The 16,996-nt window shown below is 38.9% G+C and carries 11 protein-coding genes and 1 pseudogene; 9 read left to right on the top strand and 3 right to left on the bottom strand.

The features are described 5' to 3' along the window. The first annotated feature begins 355 nt into the window (after positions 1-355). The 3 genes from ABRT01_RS11295 (at position 356) to ABRT01_RS11305 (ending at position 5,224) form a co-directional block, all read left to right on the top strand. Positions 356-2,464 carry a sigma 54-interacting transcriptional regulator gene (locus tag ABRT01_RS11295; protein WP_367747201.1) on the top strand — a complete coding sequence of 703 codons (2,109 nt, stop codon included), beginning with the start codon at positions 356-358 and terminating at the stop codon, positions 2,462-2,464. Positions 2,465-2,712: 248 nt separating this feature from the next. Then, the gene (locus ABRT01_RS11300; RefSeq protein WP_269410025.1) at positions 2,713-4,083 is read left to right on the top strand and encodes an aminotransferase family protein; all 1,371 of its coding nucleotides are present in this window, start codon (positions 2,713-2,715) and stop codon (positions 4,081-4,083) included. Positions 4,084-4,123: 40 nt separating this feature from the next. Next, entirely contained in the window at positions 4,124-5,224 is a 1,101-nt protein-coding gene (locus ABRT01_RS11305; protein ID WP_269410024.1) for a C45 family autoproteolytic acyltransferase/hydrolase, read from the top strand. A 182-nt stretch (positions 5,225-5,406) separates the two neighbouring features. On the opposite strand, the gene ABRT01_RS11310 is transcribed toward ABRT01_RS11305, so the two are convergent. Beyond that, the gene (locus ABRT01_RS11310) at positions 5,407-6,015 is read right to left on the bottom strand and encodes a TetR/AcrR family transcriptional regulator (protein WP_269410023.1); all 609 of its coding nucleotides are present in this window, start codon (positions 6,013-6,015) and stop codon (positions 5,407-5,409) included. Positions 6,016-6,187: 172 nt separating this feature from the next. Here ABRT01_RS11310 and ABRT01_RS11315 point away from each other — a divergent pair, with 172 nt between their 5' ends. Further along, positions 6,188-6,943, top strand: a complete 756-nt coding sequence (locus ABRT01_RS11315) for an SDR family NAD(P)-dependent oxidoreductase (RefSeq protein ID WP_269410022.1) — start codon at positions 6,188-6,190, stop codon at positions 6,941-6,943. 59 nt (positions 6,944-7,002) lie between these two features. Further along, entirely contained in the window at positions 7,003-7,752 is a 750-nt protein-coding gene (locus ABRT01_RS11320) for an SDR family NAD(P)-dependent oxidoreductase (protein ID WP_367747205.1), read from the top strand. A 143-nt stretch (positions 7,753-7,895) separates the two neighbouring features. Here the strand turns inward: ABRT01_RS11320 and aguA are convergent, their stop codons facing one another. Continuing rightward, positions 7,896-8,993, bottom strand: coding sequence for an agmatine deiminase (gene aguA, locus ABRT01_RS11325; protein ID WP_367747207.1), 1,098 nt, complete (start codon positions 8,991-8,993; stop codon positions 7,896-7,898). A 106-nt stretch (positions 8,994-9,099) separates the two neighbouring features. Beyond that, complete coding sequence (locus tag ABRT01_RS11330) at positions 9,100-10,485, bottom strand: sigma-54 interaction domain-containing protein (RefSeq protein ID WP_367747209.1); 1,386 nt, start codon at positions 10,483-10,485, stop codon at positions 9,100-9,102. Between the two features lie 360 nt (positions 10,486-10,845). Between ABRT01_RS11330 and ABRT01_RS11335 the strand changes: the two are divergent. The 4 genes and pseudogenes from ABRT01_RS11335 (at position 10,846) to ABRT01_RS11350 (ending at position 16,921) form a co-directional block, all read left to right on the top strand. Further along, positions 10,846-12,116 (top strand): annotated as a pseudogene (locus tag ABRT01_RS11335) (APC family permease). 52 nt (positions 12,117-12,168) lie between these two features. Continuing rightward, positions 12,169-13,803, top strand: a complete 1,635-nt coding sequence (locus ABRT01_RS11340) for an amidohydrolase (RefSeq protein WP_367747212.1) — start codon at positions 12,169-12,171, stop codon at positions 13,801-13,803. A gap of 227 nt (positions 13,804-14,030) precedes the next feature. Further along, a complete protein-coding gene (locus tag ABRT01_RS11345; RefSeq protein WP_367747214.1) occupies positions 14,031-15,392 on the top strand; it encodes an APC family permease in 1,362 nt (453 codons plus the stop codon). Between the two features lie 287 nt (positions 15,393-15,679). Beyond that, positions 15,680-16,921 carry a M20 family metallo-hydrolase gene (locus ABRT01_RS11350; RefSeq protein WP_367747216.1) on the top strand — a complete coding sequence of 414 codons (1,242 nt, stop codon included), beginning with the start codon at positions 15,680-15,682 and terminating at the stop codon, positions 16,919-16,921. Positions 16,922-16,996: the final 75 nt, after the last annotated feature.

A 16,996-nucleotide genomic window follows, 5' to 3' on the forward strand; every position in this document is an offset into this window, starting at 1 on the left:
ACTGAAAAAACACCTTACCGCCTATTGATTGAGCACTCTTTTAAATAGTCTCGATCAACTTTAAGGCCGGCTCGATCAACTTTCGCGATTTTCAATTAACTTTAAGGCTGTCACGATCAACTTTCATGGATTTCCGATCAACTTTAGGCTTCGCTCGATCAACTTTTGCGGTTTTCCAATCAACTATAAGCCGCCCCATCAACTTTGAGACAACTTCGATCAACTTATAGTCCAATGTTCTCCATCGTTTTTGCATTTCCGAATACAGTTGGCTCGTAAATGGGGTATTGGATTATTTATATAAATGGTATAATATGAAATATAAAGAATTGCTCGTGAAAAAAGGGGATCCAAAATGAGCCAAACCATTTTTGATAAGCTAAAGCCTATTTTTATCGTAGAAGATGATGAAAAAGAAGAAAATGTTTCCAAGAATTTAGCAGACTATCGTGATCAATATCTATTTTTATCCAGGAACAATAAAGTATATGCCTATGTAGATTTGAAAAAATGGACAACAAACGAAATAACAGACAAAGGTTTAAACATGAAGGAATTACGTTCACATGCCGTTTCAATCAAAAAAATTGGTGTATTTAATCCGAAACAACCCATATCTGTACCTTACATTTTTCAAATATTAGGTGAGCCTATTGTTTTGGTGAAGGGCGATAATCATGAATTGGCGGGATATCTGAGGCGGGAAGATATGCTCGTTGAAATGTTTCGTGAGGATCGTAATACGAATCTATTAAAGGTATTGCTTGCTTCGATACCGATGGGGATATTTGTCGTTGATCACCACAAGAAGATAGTGAATTATAACGATTCCGGCTTACAAATGATCCGGTCTACAGCCGAAAAAGTTATCGGAGCTGATGCGGGTGACATTTTTAACGGCGAACTTCTACATCAAGTGTTCTCTACCGGAAAGACCACGTTGAACCAAATTCATATCACAGATGAAATGGGGGTGCTGGTCGATTATAGCCCGATTGAGACTGCGGACGGAAAAGTGGACGGGGCAATTATTATCGTTCAAGATTTGCCAATGGTTGAAGAAATGGCCATGGAAATCGAAGCAGTTAAAAATTTAAATCGGGATATGAATGCGATTCTGTCTACCATTTATGATGAACTACTAGTTGTTGATCATGAAGGGACACTGATTAGACATAGCGAAAATTATATTACGGATTTTTGGAGGAGTGACCTAAAAGAGCTGGTTGGGAAAAATATACCGGAATTAGAGGAAACGGGTCATTTTTCTCCTTCTGTAACAAGAATGGTGCTAGAAAGACAGGAAAAGGTGTCTGTTGTACAAGAGACAAATAGCGGCAAAAAAATACTGGCTATCGGCAATCCTGTTTTTAATGATGATGGGGAATTAATGCGGATCGTTATTGCTTCCCGTGATATTACGGAAAATACAAAATTAAAAACAGAGTTAAAGCAAACCAAAGAAATCACGCAACGGTATAAGCAAGAGCTCTCCCGTTTAAAAAATAAAACCAATCCTTCAAATGATATCATCTACTGCAGCGCTAAAATGCAAAAGATCGTAAATCAAATAGAAAAAATAGCGGATTTTTCCTCAACGGTATTAATCCATGGGAAATCGGGGGTAGGCAAGGAATTAATTGCCCGTGCCATACATAGGGAAGGCAACCGATCAGATCAGCCGTTTTTGACCATCAACTGTGGTTCCATACCGGAAAACTTACTGGAGAGTGAATTGTTTGGCTATACGAAAGGATCCTTTACCGGAGCAAATGTAAATGGGAAGCAAGGATACTTTGAACAGGCAAATGGCGGTGTCTTATTCCTTGATGAAATTGGCGATATGCCATTTTCACTACAGGTTAAATTATTGCGGGTGCTACAAGAAAATGAAGTGGTTCCCATTGGCAGCGTTACCCCAATCCCGATTGATGTCCAAATTGTAGCTGCGACAAATAAGGACTTAAAAACGTTGGTTGAAAAGGGGGCTTTTCGCGAAGATTTATACTATCGGATCAATGTTATTCCAATCCATGTCCCGCCTCTGTGTGAAAGACCGGAGGATATACCGCTATTGGCTTATCACACACTGCAATCATTAAATCAGCGGTACGATAAAAATTACCATTTCTCACCCGGTGCATTAAATCTTTTGGAAAATTATTCGTGGCCGGGTAATATTCGTGAACTGCAGAATTTAATTGAGCGGATATTTGTTACGGCTGATGATGAGGTGATTAATGAGGATTTTGTTGGTCAATTTATGGTAACGGGAGAAGTTCAACGATCGAGGCCAATGGTTTCTGGAATTATTCCACTAAATGAGGCAAAGGAAGATGTGGAGCAACAATTAATTATGTTGGCAATGAAAAAGTACAAGACAACGACTAAAGCAGCCGAAGCACTAGGAATTAGTCAATCGGCGGTCAGTCGTAAATATAAAAGAATCATGCAGTATGAGTAATTTCTTGCAAATGTGGTTTATTACATCATAACAACGACTGTCTTTTTATGCATTTTATAATACATCTATGCGTTGCAGCATAAAATGATAGGTTATCAGGCAGAAATAAAGTGTAATTTTTCTTGATCTAACGTGGACAACTCCTGCTAAAACGAAGCCCAAGTCAATATTTGATAAAAGATCCTGGGTTGGCATATAAATTGCATGTTATAGAATGAATACTTGAAAAATACAAGGAGGCTTATGTTATGAGTCAGACAACAAATATGGCAAAATCCAGAGTAGCGGAATTAGTGGAGTTAGATAAAAAACATTTTATTCACCCTACAACAGCACCAAAAGCTGTGGCAGAAAACGGACCCGACATTATTTTTTCGGAAGGTAAGGGCGTTTATGCATATAATACCGAGGGAGAAGCATATATCGACGGAATGTCTATGCTTTGGAATGTTAATTTGGGACATGGACAAACGGAACTGGCTGACGCTTCTAGGGAGCAAATGCTGAAAATAGCTTATTCATCAGCATTTAAAGGTTTTTCTAGTGAACCAACCATTAAATTGGCTGAAAAATTGGCTTCGATCGCACCTGGCGACTTGAATGCTGTGTTTTTCACTTCGGGTGGTTCTGAATCGAATGACACCGCTTTCAAGACATCAAGGTTTTACTGGGCACAAAAAGGCAAACCGGAAAAGAAAAAAATTATTGCATTAAAGGATGGTTATCACGGGGTAACCCAAGCAGCGCAAAGTGCAACCGGCATTCCTTCAACACATGAATTTGCCGGAACCAGTGTAGAAGGTTTTATCCATGCTAAAGCACATCTCACCAATTGTGAATTAGGTGATAAAAGCGATCCAAATTATGCGGATTCGATTCGCGGCTTAATCGAACGAGAAGGGGCAGACACGATCGCCGCAGTAATTGTAGAAACAGTGCAAGGTGCAGGTGGGGTGAACATTCCTCCTGAAGGCTATTTAAAAGCAGTTCGGTCACTTTGCGATGAATTCAATATTTTATTTATTGCAGATGAAGTGATTTGTGGCTTTGGTCGCACTGGAAGAATGTTTGGCATAGAACATTGGGGAGTCGTTCCAGACTTAATGTGTATTGCCAAAGGGGTTACCAGTGGCTATGCACAACTAGGTGGCGTTTTGATCAGTGATAAAGTAAGAGAACAAATTGTCAATTTCGATGGTACTTTTGCCCATGGGTTCACTTATAGCGGGCATCCAACAGCGTGTGCAGTGGCATTGAAAAATATTGAAATATTGGAGCGGGAGCATGTAGTTGATAACGTACAACAAATGGAGAAGGAATTACAAAAAGGGCTTACCTATTTGGAAGAGAAACACGATATAGTAAGAAACTGCCGGGCCATTGGTTTGTTAGCAGCATTTGAAGTATTCGATCCTGAGACTGGTGATTATCTTGACGCATCGATAAATGCAGCATCAACCATCGTAGACGAATGTTTTGATCGTAAACTTATTCTGAGACCAATAGGAACTTTCCGGGTTGCTATTGCACCGCCATTGGTGATCAACAAACAAGAAATTGAAAAAATGATTGCAATCATCGATGAATCCTTAACAGCCTTTGAAGAAAAAATTAAATAAATGATCATATCATAACATTATGGAGAGGAGGGAATGGGTGATGAAGAAATTACAACTACAGGGAACGGCAAAGGAAATTGGTCGTGAACATGGGAGCAAGGGCAAACAGGAAGTTCATCACAGCCTGGAAACCTATGAAAAGTTATTTCACGGTTACCAACATATTACCTGGTCTGAAGCTAAAGAGCGTGCAAAATCCCATTTAACAGCGATTGAGAAATATGATACCGATATGATCGCGGAAATGGAAGGGATCGCTGCAGGGGCAGGAGTAGCGTTTGAGGATATTCTCGCATTAAATGCCCGTAGTGAGATAGCGCTAACCGGATATAAAGGAACAGCCTTTTCGGATGGTTGTACAGCGATGGCTATCACTAATCCAATTATATCAGACACCATTATTGGTCAAAATTGGGATTGGAAAGGTTCACAAAAAGAAAGCTTGCTACTGCTTGATATAAAGAACCAATCCAACCCTGATATAACGATGGTGACGGAAGGTGGGATCATTGGTAAGATTGGTTATAATTCTGCAGGCGTAGGGATTTGCTTTAATGCATTGATTACCGACAAAAAATCCAACGAGGTACCCATCCACTTAGGGTTAAGGGCCGTACTGAATTCACGCTCCCTGACTGAGGCGGTATCAAAAATAAAAGGCGGACAAATGGCTTCTGCCGCTAGTTTCCTAATTGGATATGACGAGGGAAATGGAAATGGCATGGCTGTGAATGCAGAAGTTTCTCCATTTGGCATCGATTATGTAGGCGGAGATCGTGGAACATTGGTACACACGAATCATATTTGCTCCGAAGAAGTTAAGAAAAATTTAGAAGACCGAAATGAATTTAAGTTTGATGATTCGGCACTTCGGAAAAAGCGAGCGGAACAGCTTATCCAAACAAGTATTGCGAACCAGGAATTAATTAATGAACAATCATTTAAGCGCTGGCTTTCTGATGAATTTAATGCACCTAATTCAATCAATCATTTTGAAAATGAGCGTGCCCCTGAGCATAGGAGGATGGAAACCGTGTTTTCTATCATTATCAACCTATCAAAAAGGCAAGCATTTCTACGTGTTGGGAATGCAGTGGAAACGGATTATGATAAAGTGGGAAGCAGGTTTCTTGTCAGTTAATTAGAAGCTGTCGTTTTACTTGTTCAAGCAGTTGCGTCTCAATGGAAATGAAAGTCGAAAATAACCACCTTGCTTGTTCAGGCTATGGGTGGTTATTTTCCCATTTCTGATAGTAACGCAACATCCCCCATCTCAGTGTGAAAGGGCTGTTCTTTGGATTTTTTCACATTTGCAGTTTAAGTTTAAAAAGGATCGTTCTTATACGGGCCCTTCAATGCCAGACGCATGAGTTTTGTTGCCATATACTTTGGCGTGTAGGGCATGTCGTTTTCCAACCACCAGCCAATCACCCCCAAAAAAGCGGAAGAAATATACGCAATTAATATTTTTCTGGGGACTACAAGTTGATCGTCATCCGGAGCAATAATAAAAATCCCCTCTGAAATGAATTCTGCAATAACGTCTATCATACCGGATGTTATTGCGGGAATCTTTTTTTCCACTAATACAACCTCAAAAAAGTCACTATTCAAAGAAATATATTCAAAAAGCTGAATAAAAACGTAAGGTGGTTGGTCACCCCGAAAGTCAATCTTTTCTGCCGCGGATTTTGATGAATGCAGATTTTTAGCCAAGCCATTCAAAATTTCCTCTGAACTTTGATAAAGCAAATCATGTTTATCACGATAATGGAGGTAAAATGTAGCACGATTCAATGTAGCCCGGTCAGCAATATTTTGAACGGTAATATTTTCATAACCTTTTTCATGAATTAATTCAAACAATGCGTCTCTAAACCATTTTCGTGTTCGTGCAACACGTGGATCGGTATTTTGCTCTTTTTTAGACATATTTACTCTCCTTGCCTAATTTTTTGCTATTTGTCAACAAGTATACTATAAATCGTAAACAAAACGACAAATTATCGTCTTTCGTTTTTGCATCAATGTTTTAAAATAATATATAATATACATGTTGTCAATAAGTAGTCACTATGTTGATTGAATAAAAGGAGTGTAAAGAATGACTGAAAACGATAAAATTGCGATAATCACTGGTGCAGGAAGCGGTATGGGGCGAGCCTCCAGTTTGAAGTTAGCAGAAAATCATATGAAGGTGGTTTTGGTTGACTTTAATCAACAGGCTGGGGAAGAAACGTTAGCGCTGGTAAAGGAAAAAGGTGGAGAAGGAATTTTTGTCAAAGCTGACGTATCCAATAGCAATGACATTCAGCGCTATGTTAATCAAGCGGTTGAAACATATGGGCGGATTGATGTATTTTTCAACAATGCTGGCGTTATTCAAAAACCATATCTATTGGCTGACATTCCGGACGAAGAATATGATCGTGTCGCGTCTGTCAATTTTAAAGGTGTATTTTTGGGGATGAAATACGTGTTAAAGGTGATGGAAAAACAAAATTCCGGGATCATCATCAATAACTCGTCCAGCTCAGGATTGCGTGTTGAGCATAGTTTGGCAGTTTATTCAGCCACCAAACATGCTGTTGTAGGATTGACGAAAGCAGCTGCCAAAGAATATGCTGGCAAAGGTATTCGTGTCAATGCAATCTGCCCAGGTGGAGTTGAAACCAATCTGGTGAAGGGATTTCAAAAAACTTGGGAAGAAACCGGAAATATCCCAGAAATTGAATATCCACCAATCGGACGAATGGGTGAACCTGAAGAAATCGCGAATGTCGTTGCGTTCCTTGCTACCTCAGGATCATCTTATATGACAGGTTCCATTATTGGAGTAGAAGGTGGCCTTACTCTATAGAAAAGCAAACCAGTTACATTACCACTGTCTTAATATAAAAGGAAAGGAATGTGTTAGTTATGGGTCGTTTGGATGGAAAAGTTGCTATTATTACTGGTGCTGCTAATGGGCAAGGAGCTACAGAGGCTGCCCTTTTTGCGAAAGAAGGTGCAAAAGTGGTGGCAACCGACTTAGAGATAGAAGCTTTACAAGAAGTCGTTGATCAAATTCGAGCGAATAACGGTGAAGCGATTGCCATTCAGCATAACGTGGCTTCCGAAGAGGAATGGAAAAGTGTTGTAGCTAAAGGAATTGAAGCCTTTGGCAAGATTGATGTGCTCGTCAATAACGCGGGAGTAAGTGAGCCCCGTACATTACTTGATATTTCCATGGATCAATGGCAAAAAGTAATGGATATTGATTTAACGGGCTGTGTCTTGGGGATGAAAAATACGATACCGGAAATGCAAAAAGCAGGCGGTGGCTCTGTAATCAATATTTCCTCAATCGGTGGTCTTGTCGGGATGGCAGGTACAAGCCCATATACAGCGGCAAAAGGAGCGTTACGTTCATTATCAAAAGCAGCAGCCGTGGAGTATGCAAAACAAAATGTCCGGGTCAACTCTGTGCATCCCGGTATTGTTGTCACACCAATGATTGAAGAGCATTTCGATGAACAAGCAAAACAATATTATGAAAGCTTGACGCAATTACCACGTTTAGGCAAACCAGAAGATATCGCTTACGGTGTACTTTATTTAGCTTCAGATGAATCTTCTTTCATGACAGGTTCAGAAATGGTCATTGATGGCGGTTGGACCGCACTTTAATGATAATTGATTTTTGTGTACCATAATGTGTTAACTATTTCTATTACGTAAAAACACAAAGGTTTAGATGTTTAATGCTAAAAATGTCTCGCATATGTATTAAAAAAGACAAGGTGCCCAATGGGGTTCCTTGTCAATAAATGTTATGGCAACGGCTGCTGTTGGGTAATACAGTGAATATTTCCGCCGCCAACAGAAATTTCTCTTGTATAAACGGGAACAATTTCGCGATCAGGAAATATTTCTTTAAACGTATTGATAGCTATTTCATCGTGCGGATCATTAAATGCAGGGATAACAACCCCGCCGTTGCACAAATAACAATTAATATATGTTGCAATAAATGTATCGTCCGATGAACGGTTGTAACTAGACGCGGTAACATCAATTTCCTGGCTTTCTTCTTCACTTAAGGAAATTTGTTCGGGAAGTTGTATTTTATGAATTTTAAACTTTCTCCCTTTTGCATCAGTTTCCTTCGTTAGTTGCTCATAAGCCTGATGCAGTACATTATACTGCGGGTGGTTAGGATCGTCTGTCCAGCCTATTACCAATTCTCCCGGGCGAGCAAAAAATACGACTTCATCGACATGGCCATCTGTTTCATCGCCAACTAAACCATCCTTTAGCCAAATTACTTTATCAATGTTTAAATAATCGCTTAATTTTTTCTCCACATCCAGCTTGGATAAATGCGGGTTTCGATTCGGATTTAACAAACATTGTTCGGTTGTAATTAATGTGCCTTCACCGTCTACTGTAATTGCCCCACCTTCCAATACAATATCGGATGCATCATATCGATGAGTTTGCGCTATCTCAAAAACTTTTGGTTTGACTAGTGAATCCTGATCCCAGGGGAAATATAATCCTTCATCCAGCCCGCCCCATGCATTAAACGTCCAATCTATTCCGCGAACTTCTCCTTTATCATTTTTGACAAATGTTGGACCAATATCACGCATCCATGCATCATTCGAGGAAATTTCAACCACCCGAATATTCTTTGGTAGTAATGCACGTGCATGCTCGAATTGGTTGCTGGTCACGCCAATGGTTACAGGTTCGAAACGAGAGATTGATTTAGCAACTTCTACATATGCTTTTTGGGCAGGTTTTGCTCCCGATCTCCATGTATCTGTTCTCGTCGGCCACAGCATCCAGGTACCTAGATGTTGCTCAAATTCACCAGGCATTCTAAATCCATCTATTTTGGGTTTGCTATCTATTGTTGAGACCATTTGAATACCTCCTTTTACTGTTATTATGCAAGTTTTGTGCCACGATCAATATTTTGTTAAAAAGTATATCGTAGAATTACTTACATCAGAGTCATCGTTGGTTCAATTAAAGATTATATTTTTTTAGCCTTCGTACAAAAGCAGATTGCGTGATGCCAAGCGATTTAGCTGCCTTCCTGGTGGATTTATGCTTTATTTTAGCGTTCTTTATTATTTCACTTTCGATACCCTCCAAATAATCTGTAAGGTTCTGCTCACCCAAATTATACGTATCTCCCACATATTGATTTTCTTGTAATATTTTTTTCGGAAGTGCGGCCGTTTCTATGACATCTGATTTAGCAGTCACCACCAAATATTCCATCATATTTTCCAATTCTCGAATATTCCCCGGCCAACGATAATTTTTAAGTTTATCAATTACCTCCTCACTTAAGGCAGAAGTTTTATGATGCTTATTCTTGAAAAAGTCAAAAAAGTAATGAACCAAAAGTGGTATATCATCAGGTCTTTCCCGTAATGAGGGAACCTGAATGGATACAACATTTAACCGATAGTATAGATCTTCCCTGAATAGCTTGTCTTTTACCATTTGATGAAGATCCTGATTTGTGGCCGTAATGATTCTTATATCTACTTGTTCAAGCTCAGTCCCGCCAATTGGGATAAAGGATTTATTTTGAACTAATTGCAGAATTTTAGGTTGCAGGGTCAGTGGCAGTTCCGCGATTTCATCCAAAAAAAGAGTTCCTCCGTCTGCTTTTCTGACCAAACCCGCTTTACCTGCGTTATTCGCCCCGGTGAAAGCTCCTTTTTTATATCCGAATAACTCTGATTCCAATAATGTTTCCGGGATCGCACCACAATTGATTTGGATAAATGGTTTATTGGGTCGGTTACTTAGTTGATGGATATATTCTGCAATAACACTTTTGCCGACTCCTGTTTCCCCATTTAAAAGAATTGTTGTATCGACAGGGGCAACCTGTTTGATTAAATCGATCATTTCTTCATGTTTTTTGCTTGTTCCAATTACCAGTTGTTTTTGATTTTCACTGGTTTGCTTTTGCTTCAATTGGTTCAGTTCTTCCCAATATTTTTGCACAAGAACCTCTGCTTTTTCAAGTTTGAATGAAGCCTTGACTGTTTCCGTAATATCCTTTACCTGGACGAGTATGTACTCTGTTTTTTCTTCCGGGACTTTTACTAAATATCCTGTTGCTATATATTGACGGTCTTTAGATGTTTGAACCTTGGTCACAGTTTCCTTTTTATCTAAAACGATTCTTGTTACGGAAGGAGTGAATAAACCATTACGCTCTAAATCTTTTACATGTCTTCCTACTATTTCCGAGCGGGGAACTCCCAATTGTTTCGTACTTGTATCATTTGCCCAAATAGCTACTCCAGTATGATCGGTTATAAATATTCCGTCTTTGAGATGATTGAAAACGCTATGAAAATGTTTGTCGTGAATAAATTCGCCGTTCATCGTAACTGCCTCCTCTGCACCAGGCGATTTTGAACCGATTTCAATTCGATAATTGAATCGAAAGTGAATTTAAATTAATTATATACTATTAATCTTTGAAATGAAATGTCGAAAAATCTATTATTTTGTTGATGTTTTTTGGCATAAAAATTGCATTGTTATAATTGATGCTAGTTGGAAGAAGAGATGGAAAGGTATTCGCGCGTATTAATAACAAGGTAGAAGCTTGATAATAACGCCTGACAAAGGATAATAATTTTATATTAGCAAGAGTGGAGGGTGATAAAATTGGACAATGAATCGGGTAAATTAAAAAGATCGCTTGGCTTGAGACACGTTGTTTTTTTTGGTTTGGCTTTTATGGCACCTGGAACAGTGTTTGATACATATGGTGTTGCAGCGTTTCAAAGTAATGGAATGATTGCGATCGGGTATATGATAGCATTATTTGTGATGCTATTTACGGCATATAGTTACGCGCAGTTGGTAAAGGAATTTCCTTCAGCTGGAGCAGCTTATTCTTTCGCTCAAAAGGCGATGAATCCCCATTTGGGCTTTTTGGTTGGGCTATTTTGTTGGACTACATGTTAAGCCCGATGATTAGTGCTTTACTTTTGGGGATATCCTTAACAGCATATTTTCCCGCTGTTCCGATGTTCGTTTGGATTATTCTTTTTGTAATCGTTATCACCACGGTTAATATTCTTGGCATTAAATTTGCGGCAAATTTCAATACTTTTATATTTCTCCTTTCTTTGGTTGCGTTTGTTCTTTTTGTTATTTACGCTATAAAGTTTTTATTGAATGGTGGGGGTGTAGGAACCACATTTTCCATCTTACCTTTTCATGACAAGGAGGTACAATTTTCGGGTCTGATGGGAGTAGTCCCGATCCTGTGCTTTACCTATTTAGGGTTTGATGCAATTACAGCTTTATCAGAGGAAACAAAAAATCCTACAAAGACAATCCCGAAAGCTATTTTCATTATTCCGTTAACCGGCAGTGTCCTTTACATCACGGCAACTTATTTACTGCAATTGGTGTATCCGGATATTCGTTCTTTTGTTGATCCGCAGTCAGTTCAGTATAATATTTTTTATTTGATTGGCGGAATATTTTTGAAAACAGTTTTTGTTGGTACGGGGATCTTTGCGAGCACAATTTCTGCAGTCGCTTCCGGTTCCAGTGCTTCCAGAATTATGTACGCCATGGGAAGGGGAAACGTTCTTCCCAAGAAGATATTTGGATATATTTCACCAAAATTTCATACCCCGGTTTATAATATTTTAATAGTAGGCCTTGTAGCACTTTCAGCTTTGTTTTTTAACCTTACTGCTGCAACGTCGCTTATTAATTTTGGCGCTTTTTTTGCGTTTGCTTTTGTTAATATATCCGTTATTAGTCATTTTTATATTAAGAAAAGAAATCGATCATTTAAGGGGGTGATAAAATACCTGATAATACCGGCAATCGGAGCTATTTTTATCTTTAGCTTATGGTTGAACTTGGGGTGGCATTCCTTCTTATTGGGAGGTATATGGCTTATGATTGGCTTCATATATCTTGTCAATCAAACCAAAATGTTCAAGCGTCCCCCTGAAGAAGTATTCTCGGAGGCCAGTGAATTATAAACCAATCTCACTCTATCGATTTTTTATAAAAATATTGGAGGTATGAATGTCTATGCGTAACGAAAAAAAGGCAGATATCATTTTATCAAGCAATGCTGTATTCACAGGTACAACACACAAGCCAATCCCGGCTTCTATTGCAATTTCTGGCAACCAAATTGTGGCGGTTGGATCTGACAAGGAAATAGAGGAATATCGTGGACCAAATACAAAAATGTATGATTATGAAGATCAATTAATCGTACCGGGCTTTCATGATTTCCACCTGCACCTCATGTCGGGAATCGTGATGGAAAATGGTGTGAACCTGTCCGAGGCACGGTCAGAAGAAGAGGCAGTACAAATGGTTAAGCAATATGCGGAACAACACCCTGATGAAGAATGGATAATCGGGGTAGGTTGGGATGCCAGCTACTGGGAACGGAATCAATTGCCGAGCAGATTTTCATTGGATCAAGCAGTTCCCGATCGACTGGTTATGCTTAATCACGCGGAACTGCATTATGCTTGGGTGAATAGTAAAACATTGGATTTTTGTAATATCAATCGGGATACGGAAAATCCGCCTTATGGGTTTATTGAAAAAGATGAGAACGGGGAACTAACCGGTGTATTATATGAAAAAGCTGCTAAATTGGTGGACGATAAAGTATTTGATTTATCGAGGGATAAAGAAAGGGAATTGCTGGATCAATTCCTGGAGCTTGCTGCCGGTGTAGGTGTCACATCGGTAAATGACATGTATGGGGATGGCAATGAAAAGTATTATGAACTGTTTAAGGAATTTGATGAAAAGGATAGGTTAACAACCCGGATTCATATTTTACCGTCAATTGATTTTGATTTGGAGAAGCACAAACAATGGCGTAACGAATTTACATCAGATAAACTGCGGTTTTCAGGTTTGAAAGGGTTTATTGATGGAGTGGTAACTAGCCGAACCGCGTATATGGTTGGACCTTATGCAGATGATCCGGATACATGCGGGGAATTGGTTTATTCGCCGGAAGAGATTAAGCAAAAAGTGGTTGAAGCAGATAAAGAAGGCTTTCGGGTCCGATTCCACGCCATTGGTGACGGAGCAGTCCGATTAGCACTTGATACGTTTGAAGCGGCGCAAAAAGCGAATGGGAAAAGGGATTCGCGGCATACAATTGAGCATGTTGAAACGATTCAAGAGGACGATATTTCCCGTTTTAGCGAATTGGGTGTACTTGCTTCCATGCAGCCGGAACATATGGCCCAAAGCGAGAGAGAAGCTTATACTGCCCGTATCGGTAAGGAAAAAGAACCGTATGTATTTCCGATTAATACATTAAAAAACGCGGGGGTAAAAGTGGGACTTGGGACTGACTTCCCGGTTGCTACGTTAAATCCACTACTAGAAATTTATCGTGCTGTTACAAGAGTATCCAGTAATGGTCAACCATGGCATGTGCATGAATCTATTTCACTTGCCGAAGCGTTAAAAGACTATACTAAAACCCCAGCGTATGGAACATTCAGAGAAAATGAATTGGGAACACTTGAGGTTGGGAAACTGGCGGATATTGTAGTTTTAGACAGAAATCTCTTTGAAGTTTCTCCTGAAGAAATCCTGGAAACAAAAGTAAATTTAACAATTGCCGATGGTCAGGTTGTTTATGAAAATAAATATAGCCTCAAGGATGAAAAAGTTCATAACTAAAAGTATTTAAACAAGAAATACTGTTTGCGCAGGGGATTGCATTACAAAAATGAACAGGAGGAGGGAAATGCCTCTTCCTTTTATATGAACGAAGCAACTTCCGAAATTTCTATTAAACCCTTAAATTGCTTTTGATGTCATTATAATCGCTATCAAAAATAGGGACATGAATAGTTAAAGCAAATTAAAAACGTACTACAAAATAAAAAGATTGAAAGGTGATCGTAATGAAAGCCGATACAGAGTTTAGAAAAGTACTTACTTTGTTTCCTGTTGTATTATTTGGATTAGCTTATATGGTTCCTTTAACCGTATTTACAACATATGGAATTGTATCCCAGCTAACTGAAGGGATGCTACCAATGGCATATGTTGTAACCCTGTTGACTATGTTGTTTACAGCTTTTAGCTATGGGCGGATGGTTAAAGCATTTCCGTATTCCGGTTCCGCCTATACCTATGCGCAAAGATCCCTTAATTCGCACGTCGGTTTTTTCGTTGGATGGGTATTATTATTGGACTATATGTTTTTACCGATGATTAACTATTTAATTATTGGAATATATCTACATGCCGAATTTCCTGCAGTTCCGGTATGGATTTGGATAATACTATCGATTGTAATTGTAACTATCGTTAATGTTAGAGGAATTAAGGTGGTTGCAGGGGTCAATCTCACTTTGATTTCTTTCCAAATGATTTTTGTTGCTTTATTTATTATTCTTTCTGTGAAAAGTCTTTTAGGTGGTGAAGGTTCGGGGACTCTATTCTCATCACTGCCATTTTTTAATCCTGAGGGTTCAACTTCTTTGGTTTTTGCGGGAGCTGCAATTTTATGCCTTTCGTTTCTGGGCTTTGATGCTGTGACAACATTGTCTGAGGAAACGATTAATGCCAAAAAAACAATACCAAAGGCAATCTTTCTAGTAACTATTATTGGCGGTTTATTATTCATCATTGTTTCCTACCTCGGTCAACTTGTGTTTCCTAACTATATGTCGTTTAAGGATCCGGATTCTGCCGGTCTGGAAATTGCGGGATTCCTTGGTGGCAATTTATTTAAATCGTTCTTTTTAGCAGCATATATCATTGGCTGTTTTGCTTCAGCCACAAGTTCACATGCAAGTGTATCAAGAATACTATATGCGATGGGGCGGGATACAATTCTTCCCAAAAAAGTATTTGGCAATCTTTATTCAAAATATCGAACCCCTGTATTCAACATCATTATTGTAAGCGTTGTAGCATTGTTAGCCTTATTTTTCAGTTTGGAAACCGTCTCTTCCTTCATTAGTTTTGGAGCACTTTCTGCTTTTACCTTTGTACATATATCTGTATTCGCTCATTTTTATGTAAGGAGCAGAAAACGCACATTCAAAGACTTGATACTATATGTGTTAGTGCCGTTTATCGGAGTTATATTATGTATTTGGTTGTGGACCAGTTTGAGTAAATTTGCTTTTATGTTGGGAATCAGTTGGTTAACTATTGGATTAATTTATTTAATGTATCTGACCCGGATGTTTAAGAAACAGCCTCCTAAAATATCATTTGAGGAATCGATTGATGATGTAGAGAACACACCATAAAAGAAGTTATTTATTTCACTGATTTGGTATATACGGTATTGAACATTCTTTAAACAAAATTTCGTTGCTAACTGACACAGCAGCCTTCTTTTTAAATAATGTTTTCAACAAAATTCGGGAAGTGACATCGCCTGTTGAGTTGAAAATAACTCAATAAACGAATCGTTATTGATTCAAAACTAATTATCTTCTAGCATTCTATGGCAAAGAAATCCGATAGTTCTTTATTTAATATTTTGGCATAAAAATTGCATCACCATAATCGACAGCGGTGAAGGGGGAGAGACATGGAGAAGGTAATCTATCAAATAAATAAAAGCCGCTTACTTGAAACCATTAAAGTAAGTGCTTCCATTGGTGCTACAGAAAATGGCGGATTAAATCGTTTGGCATTGACACAAGAAGATAAAACCATGAGGGACATCTTTGTTAATTGGCTGAAGGAAGAAGGGCTTAACATCCGTATTGATGACTTTGGCAATATATATGGCCGGAGAAAAGGAAGAAAAAACAGTGGGCCAGTAATTGCCATCGGCTCCCATTTGGATACACAACCATGCGGTGGCCGGTTCGACGGTGTTTTGGGTGTTTTATCAGCACTGGAAGTTATCCGTGTATTGAACGATAATCAAGTCGAGACAGAATATCCTATTGAAATCATTAATTTTACTAATGAAGAAGGAGCTCGCTTTAGACCGCCCATGCTCGGTTCTGGTGGGGCTGTGGAAGTATTCACACAAGATTTTGTATATCATACCAAGGACAGTAAGGATGTCACGTTTGAACAGGCACTTAAGCAAATAGGCTACGTGGGGAAAAAGGCGAATCGCTTAAAAAACGTGAAGAACTATATCGAACTTCATATCGAGCAAGGACCGGTTTTGGAAAAGAAAAATAAATCAATCGGGATTGTTCAAGGAATCCAGGGAATGAGCTGGTTAACAATTTCGGTAACAGGGGAAACAAATCATGCTGGACCTACGCCTATGGACGGCAGAAGGGATGCACTAGTTCCCGCTGCTAAAATGATCGCGAACGTTAATCAGTTAACAAAAGAAATAGATGGATTAAAGATTACAGTTGGCAAAATGGATGTTTCACCAAATGTATCCAATGTGATTTCAGGCAAAGTAGAGTTTACAGTAGATATCAGACATCAAGATGATGAGGCTAGAGCGAATGCGATTGAAATATTAAGGGAGCAGCTAAGTACCATTGCATTAACACATGATGTCGATCTAACCATCGAAACGGATTGGAAGTCGGATGCTGTTGAATTTTCCCCCGATGTCATAAAAGGTATTGCAGAAGGTGCTGAGGAATTTGGATATCCCGCCATGGAGTTATTCAGTGGCCCGGGGCATGATGCGAAATATGTTGCGCAAGTAGCTGATACAGGAATGATTTTTATCCCTAGTCATAAAGGGATTAGTCATAACGAACAGGAATTATCGTTTCATGATGATATTGAAAAAGGGGCAAATGTTCTACTCTATGCCGTTACAAAACTGGCAAACGTTATCAATTAATTTATTTGGGAGGAATCAACATGAGTCAAAATCAACAATTAGATAAAACAGAAGAACTGAAAAATGAATTATCCA

Source organism: Lentibacillus sp. L22, from assembly GCF_040812445.1.
Taxonomy (GTDB): domain Bacteria; phylum Bacillota; class Bacilli; order Bacillales; family Amphibacillaceae; genus Lentibacillus_C; species Lentibacillus_C daqui.

Coding starts and splice junctions, on each gene's coding strand:
- ABRT01_RS11350 (WP_367747216.1), top strand. CDS start 15,680: ATGGAGAAGGTAATCTATCAAATAAATAAAAGCCGCTTACTTGAAACC.
- ABRT01_RS11345 (WP_367747214.1), top strand. CDS start 14,031: ATGAAAGCCGATACAGAGTTTAGAAAAGTACTTACTTTGTTTCCTGTT.
- ABRT01_RS11310 (WP_269410023.1), bottom strand. CDS start 6,015: ATGTCTAAAAAAGAGCAAAATACCGATCCACGTGTTGCACGAACACGA.
- ABRT01_RS11305 (WP_269410024.1), top strand. CDS start 4,124: ATGAAGAAATTACAACTACAGGGAACGGCAAAGGAAATTGGTCGTGAA.
- ABRT01_RS11300 (WP_269410025.1), top strand. CDS start 2,713: ATGAGTCAGACAACAAATATGGCAAAATCCAGAGTAGCGGAATTAGTG.
- ABRT01_RS11295 (WP_367747201.1), top strand. CDS start 356: ATGAGCCAAACCATTTTTGATAAGCTAAAGCCTATTTTTATCGTAGAA.
- ABRT01_RS11330 (WP_367747209.1), bottom strand. CDS start 10,485: ATGAACGGCGAATTTATTCACGACAAACATTTTCATAGCGTTTTCAAT.
- ABRT01_RS11320 (WP_367747205.1), top strand. CDS start 7,003: ATGGGTCGTTTGGATGGAAAAGTTGCTATTATTACTGGTGCTGCTAAT.
- ABRT01_RS11315 (WP_269410022.1), top strand. CDS start 6,188: ATGACTGAAAACGATAAAATTGCGATAATCACTGGTGCAGGAAGCGGT.
- aguA (WP_367747207.1), bottom strand. CDS start 8,993: ATGGTCTCAACAATAGATAGCAAACCCAAAATAGATGGATTTAGAATG.
- ABRT01_RS11340 (WP_367747212.1), top strand. CDS start 12,169: ATGCGTAACGAAAAAAAGGCAGATATCATTTTATCAAGCAATGCTGTA.